This is a genomic window from Pontibacillus sp. HMF3514 (assembly GCF_009858175.1).
Lineage (GTDB): Bacteria > Bacillota > Bacilli > Bacillales > BH030062 > Pontibacillus.
On sequence record NZ_CP047393.1, the window covers coordinates 3,279,182 to 3,297,640 of the forward strand.

At 38.8% G+C, this 18,459-nt stretch carries 20 protein-coding genes; 1 reads left to right on the top strand and 19 read right to left on the bottom strand.

All coding sequences use genetic code 11. The annotated features are described in order from the left end of the window. Positions 1-54 precede the first annotated feature (54 nt). The 8 genes from ftsX to GS400_RS16875 all read right to left on the bottom strand — a co-directional run bounded on the left by ftsX (position 55) and on the right by GS400_RS16875 (position 9,140). Positions 55-948 (bottom strand): permease-like cell division protein FtsX, encoded by an 894-nt coding sequence (ftsX, locus tag GS400_RS16840; protein WP_160103722.1) that lies wholly within the window; start codon positions 946-948, stop codon positions 55-57. Continuing rightward, positions 938-1,624: a cell division ATP-binding protein FtsE gene (gene ftsE, locus GS400_RS16845; protein WP_160103724.1), complete on the bottom strand. Its 687-nt coding sequence runs from the start codon at positions 1,622-1,624 to the stop codon at positions 938-940. The genes ftsX and ftsE overlap by 11 nt, the downstream gene beginning before the upstream one ends. Positions 1,625-1,939: 315 nt before the next feature. Beyond that, positions 1,940-2,341 (bottom strand): cytochrome c551, encoded by a 402-nt coding sequence (gene cccB / locus GS400_RS16850; RefSeq protein WP_160103726.1) that lies wholly within the window; start codon positions 2,339-2,341, stop codon positions 1,940-1,942. A 60-nt stretch (positions 2,342-2,401) separates the two neighbouring features. Continuing rightward, a complete protein-coding gene (locus tag GS400_RS16855; protein ID WP_160104673.1) occupies positions 2,402-3,241 on the bottom strand; it encodes a YitT family protein in 840 nt (279 codons plus the stop codon). Positions 3,242-3,924: 683 nt separating this feature from the next. Next, positions 3,925-4,917 (bottom strand): nuclease-related domain-containing protein, encoded by a 993-nt coding sequence (locus GS400_RS16860; RefSeq protein ID WP_160103728.1) that lies wholly within the window; start codon positions 4,915-4,917, stop codon positions 3,925-3,927. 57 nt (positions 4,918-4,974) lie between these two features. Next, positions 4,975-6,076, bottom strand: a protein-coding gene (gene prfB, locus GS400_RS16865) for a peptide chain release factor 2 (RefSeq protein WP_160103730.1) whose coding sequence is annotated in 2 segments (ribosomal slippage) — positions 4,975-6,003 and positions 6,005-6,076 — 1,101 coding nt in all. Because the reading frame shifts where the segments join, the coding sequence is not laid out codon by codon here. A gap of 96 nt (positions 6,077-6,172) precedes the next feature. Continuing rightward, positions 6,173-8,689: a preprotein translocase subunit SecA gene (gene secA / locus GS400_RS16870; protein WP_160103732.1), complete on the bottom strand. Its 2,517-nt coding sequence runs from the start codon at positions 8,687-8,689 to the stop codon at positions 6,173-6,175. 268 nt (positions 8,690-8,957) lie between these two features. Then, positions 8,958-9,140, bottom strand: a complete 183-nt coding sequence (locus GS400_RS16875; protein WP_160103734.1) for a hypothetical protein — start codon at positions 9,138-9,140, stop codon at positions 8,958-8,960. A 242-nt stretch (positions 9,141-9,382) separates the two neighbouring features. Here GS400_RS16875 and GS400_RS16880 point away from each other — a divergent pair, with 242 nt between their 5' ends. Further along, positions 9,383-9,535, top strand: a complete 153-nt coding sequence (locus tag GS400_RS16880) for a hypothetical protein (RefSeq protein ID WP_160103736.1) — start codon at positions 9,383-9,385, stop codon at positions 9,533-9,535. 73 nt (positions 9,536-9,608) lie between these two features. Here GS400_RS16880 and hpf read toward each other — a convergent pair whose 3' ends face one another. The 11 genes from hpf to GS400_RS16945 all read right to left on the bottom strand — a co-directional run bounded on the left by hpf (position 9,609) and on the right by GS400_RS16945 (position 18,458). After that, the gene (gene hpf, locus GS400_RS16885) at positions 9,609-10,163 is read right to left on the bottom strand and encodes a ribosome hibernation-promoting factor, HPF/YfiA family (protein WP_027445882.1); all 555 of its coding nucleotides are present in this window, start codon (positions 10,161-10,163) and stop codon (positions 9,609-9,611) included. 324 nt (positions 10,164-10,487) lie between these two features. After that, positions 10,488-10,871 carry a DUF8042 domain-containing protein gene (locus tag GS400_RS16890; RefSeq protein ID WP_160103738.1) on the bottom strand — a complete coding sequence of 128 codons (384 nt, stop codon included), beginning with the start codon at positions 10,869-10,871 and terminating at the stop codon, positions 10,488-10,490. An 8-nt stretch (positions 10,872-10,879) separates the two neighbouring features. Beyond that, positions 10,880-11,233, bottom strand: a complete 354-nt coding sequence (locus GS400_RS16895; RefSeq protein ID WP_160103740.1) for a flagellar protein FliT — start codon at positions 11,231-11,233, stop codon at positions 10,880-10,882. Then, complete coding sequence (gene fliS / locus GS400_RS16900) at positions 11,233-11,631, bottom strand: flagellar export chaperone FliS (RefSeq protein ID WP_160103742.1); 399 nt, start codon at positions 11,629-11,631, stop codon at positions 11,233-11,235. The genes GS400_RS16895 and fliS overlap by 1 nt, the downstream gene beginning before the upstream one ends. Before the next feature lie 31 nt (positions 11,632-11,662). Next, positions 11,663-13,186 (bottom strand): flagellar hook-associated protein 2, encoded by a 1,524-nt coding sequence (locus GS400_RS16905; RefSeq protein ID WP_160103744.1) that lies wholly within the window; start codon positions 13,184-13,186, stop codon positions 11,663-11,665. 15 nt (positions 13,187-13,201) lie between these two features. Beyond that, a complete protein-coding gene (flaG, locus tag GS400_RS16910) occupies positions 13,202-13,579 on the bottom strand; it encodes a flagellar protein FlaG (protein WP_160103746.1) in 378 nt (125 codons plus the stop codon). A gap of 344 nt (positions 13,580-13,923) precedes the next feature. Beyond that, positions 13,924-15,579 (bottom strand): flagellin N-terminal helical domain-containing protein, encoded by a 1,656-nt coding sequence (locus GS400_RS20400; protein ID WP_304608239.1) that lies wholly within the window; start codon positions 15,577-15,579, stop codon positions 13,924-13,926. Positions 15,580-15,802: 223 nt separating this feature from the next. Beyond that, a complete protein-coding gene (locus GS400_RS16930; protein ID WP_160103748.1) occupies positions 15,803-17,044 on the bottom strand; it encodes a flagellin N-terminal helical domain-containing protein in 1,242 nt (413 codons plus the stop codon). A gap of 136 nt (positions 17,045-17,180) precedes the next feature. Then, a complete protein-coding gene (csrA, locus tag GS400_RS16935; protein WP_160103750.1) occupies positions 17,181-17,408 on the bottom strand; it encodes a carbon storage regulator CsrA in 228 nt (75 codons plus the stop codon). Next, the gene (gene fliW / locus GS400_RS16940) at positions 17,389-17,850 is read right to left on the bottom strand and encodes a flagellar assembly protein FliW (protein WP_160103752.1); all 462 of its coding nucleotides are present in this window, start codon (positions 17,848-17,850) and stop codon (positions 17,389-17,391) included. Before fliW ends, csrA begins: the two co-directional genes overlap by 20 nt. A 17-nt stretch (positions 17,851-17,867) precedes the next feature. Beyond that, complete coding sequence (locus GS400_RS16945; RefSeq protein WP_160103754.1) at positions 17,868-18,458, bottom strand: DUF6470 family protein; 591 nt, start codon at positions 18,456-18,458, stop codon at positions 17,868-17,870. Position 18,459: the final 1 nt, after the last annotated feature.

Here is an 18,459-nt window from a genome sequence, read left to right on the forward strand (position 1 = left end):
TCGGAAAAGCTTGTCCATGTCAAAGCCGTTCCGAATGGTCCACCTGTACTGTCTCTAAACTTTTAAGAACTTCCTTACGCTCATAACACTGCCCCAGATACCGATAAAGGCTCCGATGGCGAGTAGTATTCCTGCAATTTGCCATGCAAATGGATTGAACGGTAGGAATTCAACAAATGGTAATTGAATCTGTGATCTAAGGTTGTTGTAAAGGTAATAATATGCCCCTACTGTGATTCCAATTGGAACGAGAGACCCTAATATTCCTAATAACATTCCTTCAATAAAGAATGGCCAACGAATAAAGCTGTTGGTTGCACCTACAAGCTTCATGATTCCAATTTCTTTGCTTCGGTTCATGATTGTAAGTTTAATTGTGTTGGAAATGAGGAAAATAGCAGTAAATACTAACCCTACTATGATCGCTAATCCAATATAACGCGCATACTTGGTGACTTTCAGAAGTTTTTCAACCACTTTTTCACCATAAGTTACATTATCGATGTTTTTCATCTCTTTAATTTGATCTGCTACGATAGAAGTTTCTGTTGGGTTCTCTGCTTTAACGACGAAAGCATCATTTAGAGGGTTTTCTTGTTCAAAAAGCGCCCAGGCTTTTCCTTCTTCTCCCATACTTTCAATTAAACTATTAAGCTCATCTTCTTTAGGTGAAAAATTCACAGAGGCTACTTCGGGTATACTTTCAATGTTTTGCTCAAGCGTATTGATTTGCTCTTCAGTTGCTGTACGATCTACTAATACCTTAATCTCTACATCCTTTTCAACATTGGTTGCAATTTGGTTTAAGTTCATCATGATTACGATGAATACACCGACAAGCAATAATGTCGTGGTAACGGCACCGACAGATGCTAGCGTCATCCAACCGTTACGATAGATGTTTTTTCCACCCTCACGGACATGTCTTCCTGCTGTTCTAAACTTCATAGCCGTATTCACCTCGTTCTTCATCACGGAATATACGACCATTTTCTACTGCGATAACACGCTTTTTAATGGTATTAACAATCTCTTTGCTGTGTGTAGCCATGATGATGGTAGTTCCTCTAGCGTTAATCTCTTCAAATATTCTCATAATCTCCCAAGAAGTCTCGGGATCAAGGTTACCTGTTGGTTCATCAGCAATCATCATTTTTGGCCGATTTACAATCGCACGTGCAATCGATACCCTCTGCTGTTCTCCACCAGAAAGCTCGTCCGGAATATGCCTAGCCTTATTTTTCAGCTTAACTAGATCAAGCACTTCCATTACACGACGACGAATGTTTTTCGGAGACTCCTCTATTACTTCTAACGCAAAAGCAATATTTTCATAGACTGTAAGCCTTGGTAAAAGCTTAAAATCCTGGAATACAACACCAATATCACGGCGAAGATGCGGGACTTTTCGCTCTTTTAATTTATCTAAATTAATGCCATTAATAGCAATAGAGCCTTTGGTTGGCTTTTCTTCACGAAACATCATACTAATTAATGTGGATTTTCCTGCACCACTTGGTCCAACGACATACACAAACTCTCCTTGATTAATGGAGAGATTGATCCCATTTAAGGCGGTCACACCGTTGGGGTAAGTTTTGTACACGTCCTTCATCTCAATCATAAACTAACCACCTATATCTATAGTTGTAAGTCTTCGCTGTTGTCAATTTTGACAAAAGATGCGTGAATATGCAAATAACGACTCGTTTTCACGTCTTTACCATTATAACATCTTATTTCTGTTTTTTTAGACAAAAAATTATTACATTTTCGTTTCAAAATTTCTGTAAAAGTGTTGATATATGACAAAAGAATCAAACTTTTAATCGTTTTTATAAAAAGTATAGGAAGAGACAATTAAAAAAGCCCAAACAATAGGAGTCAGACCTATCATTTGAGCTTTGTTTAACTTATGGATTCTTGTAAAAAATGATTCTTATTTCTTAGTAGCTAACCAAGCAGCAATTGTTTCTGCTTCTTTACCTGAAGCCATGTTGCCAGGCATTGAACCCTTACCATTTTTGATAATGTTTAAGATCTCATCCTTACCATACTTGGAACCGATCGTTTGAAGGTTCGGACCATTGTTTCCGGATAGATCTGCACCGTGACAACCTGCACAGCTTTGCTTGAAGTACTTTTTCGCTTCAGAAGCATTCACACCGCCAGCTGTTTCGCCGCCGCCATCACCTGTGTCACCATTGTCTCCAGTTTGTTCTTCTGTTTGATCTTCTCCGCCATTTTCAGTAGCGTCATCGGCACCGTTATCCCCACCGCCGCCACATGCGCCAAGTACAAGAGCAGAACCAAACAATACGGCTAATAATTGCTTTTTCATTTGTTAGCATCCCCCTAACTAGTGTTTAATAAAAAAACGCTCAAGGATATTATAACCAACTTAGCCGTTTTTAAAACCCTCTCCTAGAACCTCTGCAGCATCCATAGCTATGACGAACGCACTAGGATCAATCCTTTTGACGGTTTGTGTCAATTTGGTGAATTCACTCTGTTCGACAACACACATAATAATATTGCGATCTTCATTTGTGTATCCACCGACACCACTTAAAACCGTAGCACCTCGATCGATTTCATGAAATATTCCCAATCTCACTTTCTCAACCTCTTGTGAAATAATCATGACATTTTTCGATCTGTTAAAACCGACTTGAACAACATCAATTGTACGACTTGTTGCAAACAGTCCAATTAATGCAAACAGACCTTTTTCTACATCGAAGACAATTGCTGCTGTAAGTACAATCATGCCATCAACCATAGCAATACATAATCCAAGTGGAATATGTGTGTATTTATGAATGATTTGCGCTAGAAGGTCGACACCACCTGTAGAAGCACGACCTCTGAACACGATGCCTAGCCCAAGACCAACACCCATACCACCAAAAATCGCAGCTAATAGCGCATTGTCAGTAGCCGGCTCAATTCCGCTTGTGAGTTTTACGAAGAACGGGAGAGCAATCGTACCTACAAGTGATTTCATGCCGAAGTTTTTACCTAGTATCAGTACCCCCGATATGAAAAGCGGGATGTTCAGGGCCCACTGGACATAAGCTGGATCCCAGTTAAAAAGCCCTTTAAGGATCGTACTGATACCCGCTACTCCGCCAGAGGCAATTTCATTAGGAAGTAAGAAAATATTAAATGCAGTCGCAACAAAAGCGGAACCAATAATAACGAACATATATTCAATTAAATGCCTTAGCCACGTAGGCATCGGCTCTCTTCGATAACGTTTCATCATCATAGAGATACACCTCATTCTTTCTCGGGAGTGTGGGGTGCGTGTTGGGGATGAGGCGCTTGGGCGGGCGCTACGGTGTTTGGTGCAGCGCAACACAAAAGCATTAAAGCACCTTTACACTCTCTTGTTTTGATTGTTTACATAGATGTCCAGATTCACTCATTTTAAAATTTTCTTTATAAAACACATAAAGTCCGATATGGAGTATAGCACGGGAAGAAAATGGTGTAAACGACACTATGTTGCCGCGTTATTGTGGTGAAGTAGTGGTGTGTTGGTGAAGATCGAGGAGGTTTTGGGGGAGATGAGGGGATTCCCGCTGGGGCGGGAATCTTATTATGCTTTATGGGCTTTTCAAGGCGGGAGGGGGCCTGGCTTCCTCACTAATTCTGTTGACTTCTTCACTTATTTGTACAACTTCTTCACTTATTTGTACAACTTCCTCACTTATCTACTTCGCTTCTTCACTTATTTGCACAACTTCCTCACTTATCTGGTGCGCTTCTTCACTTATTTGTACTACTTCCTCACTTATCTGCTACTCTTCTTCACTTTTTTACACTACTTCCTCACTTATCTACTGCGCTTCTTCACTTATTTACCTACTTCCTCACTTATCTGCTGTGCTTCTTCACTTATACATACAACTCTTTCACTCATTTGCTACTTTTTACGAATGAGAGAAAATCTCTCATATTTTCAGGCGCATGATACTTTCGTGCACTAGTATCACCCGAATACCGAAGTCCTAATTTGACTAGAAAATGATAGGCTGATCTTTCTGAACACCCTAATAAGATTCTGCATTCACGATTCGTGATCGTATTTTTAAATAACAAAAAGTAATCTGCCAAAGCTTTAATGTGGGCTATACTTGACCGATATCCACACTCTGAGCACTCCCAGCGCCTTCTAATATAATTCATAGGGAGATTACCACACCCAGGACAGTAAACGCCCAACTTAACATCAGAAGGGTTGATTGAATATTTTTTCAATAGATCTTGTTCTAAAGGAGTATCTGCTGAAATGATTTTATTTTTAATTAACTCTATATCTACTGGTTTTCGATTTTTATACAGGTCGTTATTTTTTTGGATTTGGTCAACTGTATGGATAGAGTTCATTATGGGCCATATTTGAGAATGATTTTTAGGTGGGGTAACAATGGTAGAGGGATTACAGATAGCGACCATTGGAATAACCGGGTAACTATGAATGCCGGCATTATGACGAAGCCATTCTTCTAGCTGTTTTTGTTGGCGTGTTACTTGTATTAATGGATCTTTCATTGTTTTCTTTTTACCTCTTACTAGCTGTATAAAGGTCTCACTTTCTTCATCAAAAAAGATCGTTCCAGCGTAGTTTTTAGCCTCTACAATAAAAGCTGCGTATGGAGATAAGACGAGGGTGTCGATTTGAAAGCATTTCCCGAAGACTTGGAGGCGGACATCGTGGAGAATTTGGTAGGATCGATAGGGTAAAAAGCGAAGGTCATAATCGAGTAATACTTCTCCATTGTAACCAGACCACATAATACCTAAATCATCTTCAATCTGCTTCCTTTTTGGGTGGAGGAGGCTTAACCTTCTTAAGAGAGCTTCTAACTGAAGAATGATTAAAGGGACTATTCTTTTTTTCGCATTCAATATTATCACACCTTTTCAAAAAATTTATAAAAAGAGAGTAGCTAAAAAACTACTCTCTTAATTCATCTTCGAACGCAAGAACGCATTAATAAATGGATTGATGTCTCCATCCATGACGCTTTGGACGTTACCGATTTCTACATTTGTACGGTGGTCTTTTACCATAGAATATGGGTGGAAGACGTAAGAACGGATTTGGCTTCCCCATCCGATTTCTTTTTGCTCACCGCGGATCTCGTCAAGTTCTTGTTGTTGGCGTTCGATTTCTAGTTGATAAAGTTTTGACTTTAACATTTTCATCGCTTGTTCGCGGTTTTTGATTTGGGAACGTTCGGACTGACAGGTTACGACGGTTTTAGTTGGTGTGTGTGTGATACGGACGGCAGAGTCTGTTGTGTTGACGTGCTGTCCACCTGCACCACTCGCTCGGTACGTATCAATTTTTAAGTCTTCGTTCCGCACTTCAATTTCAACTTCATCGTTGAATTCAGGCATGACTTCACATGATGCAAAAGATGTGTGACGGCGTCCGGATGAATCAAACGGTGAGATTCGTACTAGACGGTGAACACCTTTTTCAGCTTTCAAGTAGCCATAGGCATTATGACCTTGAATGTTCAACGTAACACTTTTAACCCCTGCTTCGTCACCTGGGAGATAATCCATCGTTTCTACTTTGAAGCCTTTTTCCTCAGCCCAACGCGTGTACATACGAAGAAGCATGCTGGCCCAGTCTTGTGACTCAGTACCACCAGCACCTGGGTGAAGTTCAAGGATTGCGTTGTGTTTATCATAAGGTTCACTTAATAGCATCTGTAACTCAAATGAATTCAAGTCCTCAGCTAGTTGTTTAACTTCTCCTTCAAGCTCTGCATGAAGCTCTTCATCGCCCTCTTCTTTTACAAGCTCATAGGATACTTCTAGGTTTTCATGTGTTTCTTCATGACGCTCTAATGTATGAACAAGCTCTTTTAGGCCGTTCACTTCATTAATGACTTTTTGAGCGTTTTCTTGATCATCCCAAAAAGCTGGGTCACTCATTTGTTCCTCTAGCTCAGCAATACGAGCTTTCTTGGTATCGAGGTCAAAGAGACCCCCTGAAGTCCGCTAATCGAGTAGCCATATTATCTAAATCATGTCGGATATCAATTAATTCCATGATGTATCACCTCATCAAAATTTTAGAGAACAGACGAAGACACTCTCCTCTTAGAGAGTGCCTCGGTCTATGATGTCTAGCTCATAGCCTGCTGTTCTATTTACCACAACAGTGCTTATATTTTCTGCCGCTACCGCATGGGCATGGTTCGTTACGCCCTACTGCGTTGTTGTTTCGTACTGGGCGGCGTTTCTTTTCTTTTTGGTTTTCTTGATCATCGCCTGAAACAGCTGTTGCACCTTTAGCAACTTCTTGACGCTGCAGGTTATCGCGGATTTGAGCTTTCATGACGTATTTTGAAACTTCTTCTTCAATCGTCGCGATCATTTGCTCAAACATTGCGAAGCCTTCCATCTGGTATTCACGTAGAGGGTCGGTCTGACCGTACGCACGAAGGTGAATACCCTGACGAAGCTGATCCATCTGGTCGATGTGGTCCATCCATTTCGTATCAACAGTACGAAGAAGGATAACCTTTTCGAACTCACGCATTTGCTCATCCGTAAGTTCTTCTTCTTTTTCATCGTATTTCTTCTTCGTTTTTTCAAGAATGATCTCTACGATTTCCTCTTGGTCTTTGCCTTTTAGTTCACTTACTTCAATGTCGCCTTCATCAAGAAGGTTTCCTTTCAAGTAGTCAACTAACGCGTCAAGGTCCCAGTTCTCATCAAGTTCGTCATTTGTATGGCTCTGAACCTGACGCTCAACCGTAGATTTCATCATCTCTTCGATAATTCCACGAAGGTTATCGGATTCAAGTACCTCATTACGCTGCTTGTAAATAACCTCACGTTGCTGACGAAGTACATCGTCATAGGCAAGTAGTGTCTTACGAGCGTCGAAGTTGTTACCTTCAACACGTTTTTGTGCTGATTCAACAGCTCTTGAAACCATCTTACTTTCGATTGGCTGAGAGTCATCCATGCCAAGACGATCCATCATTGAACGCATATTGTCTGATCCGAAACGACGCATTAATTCGTCATCCATGGATAGATAGAATTGCGATACACCTGGGTCACCCTGACGACCAGAACGTCCGCGTAGCTGGTTATCAATACGACGGGATTCGTGACGCTCAGTACCGATAACAGCAAGGCCGCCAAGATCTTTTACACCGTCACCAAGCTTGATATCTGTACCACGACCGGCCATGTTTGTTGCGATCGTAACGGCACCTTTTTGACCAGCATTCTCAATGATTTCGGCCTCACGGAAGTGGTTTTTCGCGTTTAGGACGTTGTGTGGTACGCCGGCTTTTTTCAGATACTGCGAGATAAGCTCTGACGTTTCAACCGCTACCGTACCAACAAGTACAGGCTGACCGCGTGTGTAACGCTCTTTAATATCTTCGACAAGTGCTTTGAACTTCGCATCCACTGACTTGTAGATCATGTCTGCTTTATCATCACGAACAATTGGTTTATTCGTCGGAATCACCACAACGTTCATGTTGTAGATGTTACGGAACTCTTCTTCTTCCGTTTTCGCTGTACCCGTCATACCGGATAGCTTTTCATACATACGGAAAAAGTTCTGGAACGTGATTGTTGCTAGAGTCTGGCTTTCATTACGTATTTGAAGCCCTTCTTTTGCTTCAATTGCCTGGTGAAGTCCATCACTGTAGCTACGTCCCTTCATTAAACGACCTGTAAATTGGTCAACGATTACAACTTCAGCATCTTGAACAACGTAATCCTGGTCACGAATCATAGACGTATGAGCTTTCAACGCCTGATTGATATGGTGAGTAAGCGTTACATTGTTTAAGTCGAATAAGTTTTCGATATTGAAAAAGCGCTCTGCTTTGTTGATTCCTTCTTCAGTCAGTTGAACGCCTTTTGTTTTTTCATCGTACGTGTAATCTTCTTCTTGCTTTAATGTTCTTACATACTGGTCTGCTTGTTGATACATGGTTGCTGACTTTTGTGCAGAACCAGAGATGATTAACGGGGTACGCGCTTCATCAATCAAAATGGAGTCGACCTCGTCAATGATGGCAAAATGAAGAGGACGTTGTACCATTTGTTCTTTATAAAGAACCATGTTGTCACGAAGGTAGTCGAAACCAAACTCATTGTTCGTTCCGTACGTGATATCTGCATCGTATGCTTCACGCTTCTCTTCTTTTGACATACCATTTAAGTTCAGGCCAACCGAAAGGCCTAGGAAATTATAAAGCTTGCCCATTTCTTCCGCGTCACGACTAGCTAAGTAGTCGTTAACCGTGATAATGTGGACGCCTTTTCCAGTTAAAGCGTTTAGGTAAGCAGGCATTGTGGATGCAAGTGTTTTACCTTCACCTGTTTTCATCTCAGCGATATTACCCTCATGAAGGGAAATCGCACCACTTAGCTGAACTGGGAATGGTCGCATTTCCAGAACACGCTTTGAAGCTTCACGAACAATCGCAAAAGCTTCAGGCAAAATATGATCAAGGCTTTCTCCGTCTTGGATACGACCTTTGAACTCTTCTGTTTTTTCTTGAATTTGATCGTCTGTAAGTTTCTCGTATTCAGGTTCTAACGATTCGATCTGATCGACAACTTTTTGAACTTGCTTCAGTTGACGTGAATTCTCATCGCCGAAAACTTTTTTGATTAAAGCACGCATGTATAACGCTCCCCTATTTATAGAAATCCGTTATTTCATATAGATTGATCCAACCATAATCATAACACTAGTCCTAGTCGGATGACAACTGGAGTCCCCTTGTATGGGACAGTCCTCCCAGATGGTATTAAAAACTATGATATAAGATATAAGATATAAGAAGAGCGTGCAAATATGTAAAAAGATGAACAGACTGGGGATAGCCTGCTCATCACATGAGGCGTATTGCGAGGCTGCTAGAGGAGTGAAGAGGAAACAAAACGGAGAATTAGCAGATGAGGTTATGGTGTTGGTACTTTAACTGGTATTCAAGTTGAGAGATACGTTGATCCAGCTCAGTTGCGTTCCGGTTTGTTACCGCAACGATTTCAACTAATTGAGCGATATATTCTTCTTGTCTCTTCAATTTGAACCGAAGATCCTTACACGTGTCACATTTGTTTTCTTTCATTAAATACGCCTCCTTTCGAGATAAGTTATTTATATCATGGGAACCTTTTGGAAGGCGAATTACCAAAAATGAAATTTGGAGAGCGGGAAAAGCGTCATAAAGGGATTTTGCTTTGCAGAAAATGAAAATTAGATGCTTGCGGCGGAAAAATAGTGCGATTTTTATAATGAGGTAGATTTTTTATGAATGGCCTTTCTAAAACTTTCACATACTATACTGACCAAATCTTAGGAGGGCTTAGAATGCGGACAAACAACTACTTTGCAGCGCTTATTTTCTTCACAATATTAAGTATTGTGACATCAACTATTTTAAATAGTGTAATTTTAAATCAAGTTGCTGCTATAAAAGATAAACTCCAAAACCAAGGTGGCGACAGTAAATCCCGACAATAATAATTAAGGTTACATACAACCTAAAAAAGAGCTCCTGTAAAAAGGAGCTCTTTCATTATTAAGTGTTTTAAATTTAGCTTGGTTCAATAATGCCGTAACGACCATCTCGGCGTCGATAAACAACGCTTGTGTCATTCGTTTCGACGTTTGTGAATACGAAGAAGCTATGTCCTAACATGTCCATCTGTAAAATCGCTTCTTCAGAATCCATTGGTTTTAGATCAAATCTCTTGTTTCTAACAATTTCAATGTCATTGTCACTATAAGGATCTGCTTTTTCAGCGTTTTCTTTTTCTAACTCAGCAAACACATATTTCGGTGCACCTTGTTGACGGAATTTGCGATTCACCTTGGTTTTGTGCTTACGAATTTGACGCTCTAGCTTTTCTACCACAAGGTCAATGGCAGCGTATAAGTCCACGTGCTGTTCCTCAGCACGAAGCAATAGATTTGGCATTGGAATGGTTACCTCAATTTGCTGCTCATCATTATAGACACTTAAATTAACATGTACCTCGGAAGATGGTTCTTCATCAAAGTAACGCCCCAGCTTACCTATTTTTCTTTCCACATATTCCTTAATAGCTGACGTTACCTCAATATTTTCACCGCGAATGTTGTACTTCATAGAAGTGTCCTCCTTTCATCCTTATGTATTACCTATTCTACCACAAGGATCGAAACGCTTCTATTATTTTTCTGACTTTTTAGAAGATTCAGTGTCGAAACTTGTAGGCAGCTAAGGATAAGGATGGTTTATTTGAAAGAAATACCCTGCAATGCAGAAAGATAAACAAGAAAATTCTGCTGTTTATTGAAGGATTCCTTTCACTTATATTGTACACCTAATCTATGCAGGAATGCTCATGATATGATTGAAAATTTCATGAACTTTTCATTTCTTTTTACATAAAAATCCCGCTCCTCTAATATGCAGAGGGAACGGGATAGATTAGTGAGATACATACGGTTTTAAGAGCTGATGCATTGAATGACGCCAGCTTTCGAAGGTTGGCACAACACGATTGTTTAATAGACTAAATCGCCCATCTACGGTGTTCTGTTCAAACCACTCTGTCATCATATTTACTATGTCTTGAAAATCCTCCATAAGTGGCTGGATTTGAGCAGGTTTATCTAGGATAGCAGCTAACTGTTGGTTACCCTGGTTAAGTTGCTGCATAGCTTGGACAATATCAGCAAAAATTTGATCGACTTGTGGCGGGGCTTCTTCTTTAATATTTTCTTCTAAGTATTCAAACCCTTCACTCATCGTTTGTAAAAGATGATCATACTGCTTTAAGAAATGCATTTGTTCTTCTGTTAATTGAGACAACGAATCACCTACTTCTTTTTATCGAGAAACATCCCATCAAAGTTATTCAAGTTTTGATAGGGATTCGTGTACTTCTGATTGGAAGTCTTTTGTTTTTTTACATTAGCCATATCCATCTTCACTTGTTTCATCAAACTTTGAACTTGAATTTGTATCGTTTCATTCATATGTAAGATCTCCTTACCCAGACGTTTTTCCTCATCTGAATAAGGACCTTCCATCCCGTTCAAAAGCTCTTCACGTTGATCTAAAAGCTCATTAATTTTCTCAATGACCCCTTCACGTTCTTCTGATGATGGGATGGTTTGAAGCAAGTCATACAACTCTGATGTTACATCATGAAGCGTTTCAATCTGGTTCATTAGGCATTCCCACCTGCACCGAATTTCTGTTGACGAGTTTGTTTGACAACCTCTTTCCATGTATCACGGAATTCGGTCACCATTTCAGCTGCTTCATCTAACATAGATATATCGTTTTTTATGTTGGCCTCCATAAGCTTACGATTGATGTAATCATATAGAGGCATAATTTCTTCTGTTATGGAGTAGTCCGGATTCATCGTAACCATGAGTTCTTGGATAATCTTTTGCGCTTTTTGAATATTGGTGTTCTTTAATTCATAATCCGAATTTTCTATGCCTCTCTTCGCAAGTTTAATAAACTTCAGGCATCCATTATATAACATAAGCGTTAACTCGCCTGGAGATGCGGTCTCTACAGAATTATTTTGATAGGCTTGGTAGGCTTGTGTTGACATGTTTCCAAACACTCCTTACTTATTTCTTCAATTAACCCATTTGCATCAGCTGAGCAGATTGGGAATTCATTTTTTGAATAGCTTTTTCCATTTGGGTAAACTGACTCCAATATCGGTCTTCAATCTGATTGAGACGGTCCTGGAAAGCTTTCATCTCAGAGTTTACATCCACAATATCTCTACCTATTGTATAGGTTGTAGGTACACTAGAAGCTTTACCAGCTTTACGTTCCACTGATTTTACTGTTTCATTTAATGTGCTTTTTAACTTATCAGCAATTCCTTCCGTGTTACCTTCCCCTGTAAAGAGCTTTGAAACGGAATCTGGGTCTTCTGTTAATTTTTGACGAAGCTTATTCTCATTAATAATAAGTTTACCGCCGTCACGATAGTTCGATGACGTTTCAATTCCGATCTCAGATAGCTGAGAAAATTGCCCTGATGTATCTACACTTTCATACCATTCATTTCTCATCTCAAACAACGCATTACGAATGGTGGAATCACTATGGAGTAACCCTTTCTTAGCCTGTTCCTCCCACATCTCAATTTGTTTCTCTTCCATGGACTCTTTTTGTTTTTCAGTCAAAGGGTCGTAGTCACGATTTTCCTGCTCATTCACCTGTTTATTTAAATTTTCTATAACTTCATTATACTTTTCTATAAAACCAGTTATTTTATCCATAGCCGAATCTACATCATTACTAACATTAATCGTTGCAGATCCAGTACTCTTCATTTCAAAGGTCACACCATTTAAAGTGTACTCATTTTTGTGCGCTGTGATTTCAATCCCATTATTATAGGTGAAAACAGCATCATCTCCTCCTTTTTCATTTAATTTCCAGGTACCGTCTGTTTGTTTTTCTCCATTTTTAATCTCTAATGTGTTAGCTAAGAAGGGCGCAGTAGATCCATTAAACCCAATTTCAGCTCCCAAAAATTCGGTATCATTGAAGTTTCCTTCTGTTGTTCTTTCAATCATTACCTGATCAGAGCTTTCTTCATAAAAGGCTCTCACACCAAGCCCAGAGTCACTTATTTCACTTAACACATCATTTAATGACTTATCTTTCGTTACTTCAAAGGATTCGGTTGTAGATTGTCCATCTTCACCATATGTTTTGATTTCAAAACTCCCATACTCAATTGCATTTTTGAAATTCCCTTCCTGACTTTCTAAACTTGCATCAGGATCAATTTTAGAATTAGTTGCTGATAGTTTACTTTCACTGAAGTTATAAGCTGTTGTTGCCATCTGTGTTACATTTACTTGGTAATTCCCATTATCTGCATTGGGTGTTGCAGTAGCTGTTACTGCTGAGGAATTTGAAGAACTGGTACTTTTACTATTAAAAGATCTTTGAAGTTTCATATCCATAGCCATATTCTCTAATTCAAAAAGCTGTTTATTTACATCACGATAAGCATCACGTTTCCAAGTAAGTAAAGTCTTCTCCTGTTCCATCTTGTTTAAAGGCATTCGCTCTACCTTCATCAAGTCGCCTACGAGTTTATCAATATCCATTCCAGACGCTAAACCACCAATACGCATGATTCATTCCACCACCTATACTTTTTCATCAACGATAAAGCCCATAAATTCAGCCATGGCTGCATACATGTCCAATAACTTTTTTGGAGGGATCTCTTTAATCACTTCATCTGTCTCTGGATTTACAATCGAAACATAATATTCTTCCAGTTTATCATGAAATTTAAACGCTAGCTCCGTTCTCGTTGGACCTAAGAATTCATTCATACTCTCTACTATTTTTTTCGCTTCATCTCTATCTACTTCTTTGGTAACTAGTGCCGTTTCTTGTGGCGAAGCTTTTGTGTCATTTTTTAATTCAGATCTCGTTTCTGCATATGATGTTGTATGTTCCTCGATGCGCTCAGCCCTTTGCAGAAGTTGGGATCCAGATAAGATATTCCCCACATCCATCGCTTCCAACTCCTCCTCACATCTTTATGTTTATATCGGTTGTATATAAGCCTAATTTAAGTTTTTTTCACAGAAAGTAGCCTATATAGTAACCAATCCCAAATAAAGTTTGTATTAATTTAAAGAAAGCAGAATAGAGAGAATCTATTATCTTCAGTTAAGAAATTAGAATGATACTAAAACCGTAATATATGTAATTCATAAAAAGAACCTTAATAAATATCATAGAATAATCCTCGTATAGCACACACAAGTAAACAAGAAAGAGACCCTAGATCTAACTAGAATCTCTTTCTTTGAGACGTTTACTCCTTAAGGAAATTTATTAAGAACATTATTTAAATTTACCGTAGTAACTGAACTACCCCTTGTGAAGTTTGGTTTGCTTGTGCAAATATTGCTTGAGAAGCTTGAGAAAGAATTGAGTTTTTGGTTTGCTTCATCATTTCTTTCGCCATATCTACATCACGGATTCGTGATTCAGAGGTCGTTAACTGTTCATTATAGTTTTGTAGATTATTATTTATATGTTCAAAGGCATTTTGATAGGCTCCGTATTTAGAGCGTTCTGAAGAAATTGTTTGTATTGCTTGATCTATAATATTTAGAGATTCTCCTGCTTGTTTGTTGTTCAAAACATTTACTTTGTTTAAACCAAGAGCAGAAGTTCGAGCGTCTGTTAGAATAACATCAAAGTTCTGCTTAGAATTAGCGCCCACATGTAATTTCAGCATATTCCCTTCCATATGATTAGCACCAGAGGTACCGCTACTCACTTCAACCGTCCATATATCCCCTGATGTACTTGGGTCATCTACATTATCAGAATGGAATGAAATAAAGTTTCCATCTGGCGACCACGAAGGATATATATTATGATTATGTGAAGAGGCTGTTGCCATAGGACCTGTTAAGTTTGTAATTTCAGTACCATCTACATTCATCACAAATATCTCCTCATCGGATGTTTCAGATGAAAAATCACTGAATGCAATTTTAGTACCATCAGGTGAAAAGGTAGCACCTGAACCACTATCATTTAACTTCACACTACCAGTCCCATCAGTATTTGCAATATAAATCCCATCTGATTTTTCATAAACCATCTTATCTCCATCCGGGGAGATGGAAGGAGAAGAAACACCGCTATCAGAAATAATAGTATTACGATCAGAAGGATTACTTATTGATACTCTATCAATACCACTTGATGTTTTGAAAACCAGTTCACTTCCATCTGGTTTCCATGCAAGTGCTGAACCGAAAGTAGAATCAAAATTAACATCTGAAGTGGTAGTTAACTGAACTTCTCCGGACCCATCACTATTGGAATAATACAGGTTTCCATCATTTCGAACATATGCAATTTTACTACCATCTTCATAGATGGCAGGTTGGCTGGCATCGGTAGCGAATAATATTTGATTTGTTCCGTCAGAATCCATTAAATAAATATCAGAGTTTCGGTTAAAAGCAATCTTTCCATTCACCCAACTTGGCTGAGTATCGTAATTGGAGTCAGATGTAAGCTGAGTTTCCGATCCATCAATAACGGTTACTTCCCCAACCGCGTTGCTATCCTTTGTCCGGTTCAAAAGAGGAATCGTATTAAACTCGGTATTATTAGCTATATTATCAATACCACCTTTAAGTTGATCAATCTCTTCTTTTATTTCTTTGCGGTCATTACTCGAATATGTATCGTTACTTGCTTGTACAACCAATTCCCTGATTCTTTGAATGGTCGAATGAACTTCATTTAACCCACCCTCCGCTGCTTGAACCAGTGAAGTGCCATCTTGAACATTTCTTTCTGCCTGTTTCAAACCACGAATCTGTCCCCGCATCTTTTCTGAAATTCCTAAACCGGCTGCATCATCAGCTGCCTGATTGATACGAAGACCTGAAGAAAGCTTCTCCATGTTATTTGACATTCTAAGAGAATTGTTATTAAACCTACGATGTGCATTTATTGCTGATAGATTATGTGAAATTTTCATTTTTAATCTCCTAAATTTCAGTAGATAATTACTGTTATATATATCGACATGTTTCACAGTTATTTTATAACATATATGAAAATACTTAGGGGTTAAAATGGGGATATCTAAGGTGTACATCATTAAGTATAAAATGGTTAAGGAGGATACATATCACTATTTTTTTAGTTTTATAATATAAAAAAGGCCTTAGTTTAAACTAAGGCCTTTAAATAAATGAATATTAACGTAGTAATTGAAGTACCCCTTGAGGCTGTTGATTAGCCTTAGCAAGCATAGATTGAGATGCTTGAGAAAGAATACTTTGTTTAGTTTGGTTCATCATTTCCTTCGCCATATCTACGTCACGGATACGAGATTCCGCAGCAGTTAGGTTTTCAGAAGATGTACCCAAGTTATTAATAGTATGATCTAAACGGTTTTGAACTGCACCAAGCTTTGAACGCTCGGAAGATACAGATTCGATTGCGTCATTGATCTTTGTGATTGCTGAATCAGCTGCGGATTGGCTTGAGATATCAATACCGCCAACGCTAATATCCATATCTGCTGTAGCTGCTGCATCAAGCGACAATACTGGATCTCCATCAGCGTTTGTAAAGTCCTGATCGTTTGTAGAAGTTGCTATTGTATTACCATTACTATCTTCAATAGTCGATGCGCCTGTGGCAAAATTAATAGTATAATCTCCTGCTTCTAAACCTGTGTTATCGAAACTTGCGGTAGCTGTTACATCTCCACCATCTACTTTTACAGGCCCTTCAGTAATTTCTTGAGAAAAAGTTATTGTATCACCGTTAGTACCTGCTCCTGTAAATGTTTTATTATCAGTCGAAGTCGCAACCACGTTTCCATCTGCATCTTTTAAATCAGTTCCATCTACAGTATAAGTACCATCAGCAAAGTCAGTAGCAGTTGAGTCAGCTACTGATACTGTTTCTTCAAAATTAGCTTCACCGGCAACACCAAGACTAAACCCACGCATATCACTAACTTCTAAGTCAAGATTTTGACCTTCGTTAGCCCCAATTTGAAAAGTCCCTTCAAAAGATCCATCTAATAGATTCTGCGTGTTAAATTCAGTGTTATCACCGACACGTGAAAGTTCTTGAGATAGTTGGTCAACCTCTTTTTGAAGTTCTGCACGGTCACTAGCTGTGTTCGTGTCGTTGGCAGATTGAACGGATAGTTCACGCATACGCTGAAGGATACTGTGCGATTCATTCAAAGCACCTTCTGCTGTTTGAATCATTGAAATACCATCTTGTGCGTTAGTTTGTGCTTGCTCTAATCCGCGAATCTGACCACGCATTTTCTCTGAGATTGCAAGACCAGCTGCATCGTCACCTGCACGGTTGATACGAAGACCTGAAGATAGTTTTTCCATAGATTGTTGGTTTGCATTGTTCGCTTGTGAAAGCTGACGATGAGTGTTCAACGCCGCTATATTGTGATTAATACGCATAATAAAATTCCTCCTTGAATTTTAAGGCTCACGTCCCTGTGACGCCTGTTAAGTATTTTTTGCCATCTTTACAAAAGTCGGCCGCCTTTTGTACTGTGGCGTTACATTTTTAATATCGGTATCCCTCTAGTATTGTTTAGTCTTTTTCGGTACTTTTTAATAGATTTATTAAATCAGCTGTTGTGTTGCTCGCTTCTTCATTTTCCTCTTGGATTTTCAAGTATATTTCCTTACGAAATACATCAATGGACTTTGGTGCTTCTATTCCTATTTTCACTTGATCTCCCTCTATAGAGATGATTTTCACTTCTATATCATCATCAATTTGTATGGAGTCATTTACTTTACGATTTAGAATTAGCATCTGACTCCACATCCTTTCCTTCGACAATGATCGGTTGTTTTGTTTGATAATTTGTATCATGGAGAATTAATTGCTTCGCTTTTCTTGTGGTAAAGTTAAGAATAATCGGTGCCTGCAGGTTTGCGGTTGTATGTTTAAACGGATCTTTTAGTGTTAAAACGGAGAGAACCATCACATCTTCTTTACTATTTATGCTTAATAGATTAATTGTATTTTCGTCTATATCAAATTCGTAATCGTGAAAGAAAACATATGGATTGGTTACGACTAATGCTACCTCTGGATTATCCACGGACTGTAATGAGTGATAGATAGCGCCTTCGTTAATATCTAACAAAACAAATCTCTTTTCTTCCTCAAATCCTGGAATTCCATTTGGAAACTCTATTATATTTTCTTCATTAATTTCAACTTCACCAAAAAATTTCGTATTTATTTTCATAAGACAGCCTTCCCTACCTAAATTGTAATTTCAAAACCTTGCGTCCCTTTATACTTTAAGTTCTCCACATCAATTTGAATATCAAAATATTGCTCTGTTTGCACAGACACATTACCATGCTCATACTGGAATTGCGGCTTCATTGGCGTGGCTTCAATAATAGGTTTATTAAGCTTAGTACTAATATCTGCTCGCCCTGGTTCATAGGTTAATGAAACAAGATCATAAACAGGCATTTCTCCCGGCTTATAATCAAAATCCCACACAGCATTTTGCTTTGCTTGAGATGCAATTGGATTACCGCCTCTTTCAATTTTCATCAGTTCATCGCCTTCTTGAGACATTTTCCCTAAGTTCTCCATATGTGTTTGGTTAGCATGCTGTGCAGTATCTCTTGACCGTTCAAAAATACTTTTTAATCCCAGGTTACTCCAAGCATTTGACTGATCAATCGTTAGCTTAGGAGGGTGTTGTTTAATAGTTTGATCAGCCTTTGGTTGTTGTATACTCACTTCTGCTTTAGGTTGTTTCATTTTCAATTGTCCATTTTGTGTATTAAGGCCAATTTTGGCGTCCGTTGTTTTTATTTTGACCTGAGGAAAGTCCAAA

Coding starts and splice junctions, on each gene's coding strand:
- ftsX (WP_160103722.1), bottom strand. CDS start 948: ATGAAGTTTAGAACAGCAGGAAGACATGTCCGTGAGGGTGGAAAAAAC.
- ftsE (WP_160103724.1), bottom strand. CDS start 1,624: ATGATTGAGATGAAGGACGTGTACAAAACTTACCCCAACGGTGTGACC.
- cccB (WP_160103726.1), bottom strand. CDS start 2,341: ATGAAAAAGCAATTATTAGCCGTATTGTTTGGTTCTGCTCTTGTACTT.
- GS400_RS16855 (WP_160104673.1), bottom strand. CDS start 3,241: ATGCCTACGTGGCTAAGGCATTTAATTGAATATATGTTCGTTATTATT.
- secA (WP_160103732.1), bottom strand. CDS start 8,689: ATGCGTGCTTTAATCAAAAAAGTTTTCGGCGATGAGAATTCACGTCAA.
- GS400_RS16875 (WP_160103734.1), bottom strand. CDS start 9,140: ATGAAAGAAAACAAATGTGACACGTGTAAGGATCTTCGGTTCAAATTG.
- GS400_RS16880 (WP_160103736.1), top strand. CDS start 9,383: ATGCGGACAAACAACTACTTTGCAGCGCTTATTTTCTTCACAATATTA.
- hpf (WP_027445882.1), bottom strand. CDS start 10,163: ATGAAGTACAACATTCGCGGTGAAAATATTGAGGTAACGTCAGCTATT.
- GS400_RS16895 (WP_160103740.1), bottom strand. CDS start 11,233: ATGAACCAGATTGAAACGCTTCATGATGTAACATCAGAGTTGTATGAC.
- fliS (WP_160103742.1), bottom strand. CDS start 11,631: ATGTCAACACAAGCCTACCAAGCCTATCAAAATAATTCTGTAGAGACC.
- GS400_RS16905 (WP_160103744.1), bottom strand. CDS start 13,186: ATGCGTATTGGTGGTTTAGCGTCTGGAATGGATATTGATAAACTCGTA.
- flaG (WP_160103746.1), bottom strand. CDS start 13,579: ATGGATGTGGGGAATATCTTATCTGGATCCCAACTTCTGCAAAGGGCT.
- GS400_RS20400 (WP_304608239.1), bottom strand. CDS start 15,579: ATGAAAATTTCACATAATCTATCAGCAATAAATGCACATCGTAGGTTT.
- GS400_RS16930 (WP_160103748.1), bottom strand. CDS start 17,044: ATGCGTATTAATCACAATATAGCGGCGTTGAACACTCATCGTCAGCTT.
- csrA (WP_160103750.1), bottom strand. CDS start 17,408: ATGCTAATTCTAAATCGTAAAGTAAATGACTCCATACAAATTGATGAT.
- fliW (WP_160103752.1), bottom strand. CDS start 17,850: ATGAAAATAAATACGAAATTTTTTGGTGAAGTTGAAATTAATGAAGAA.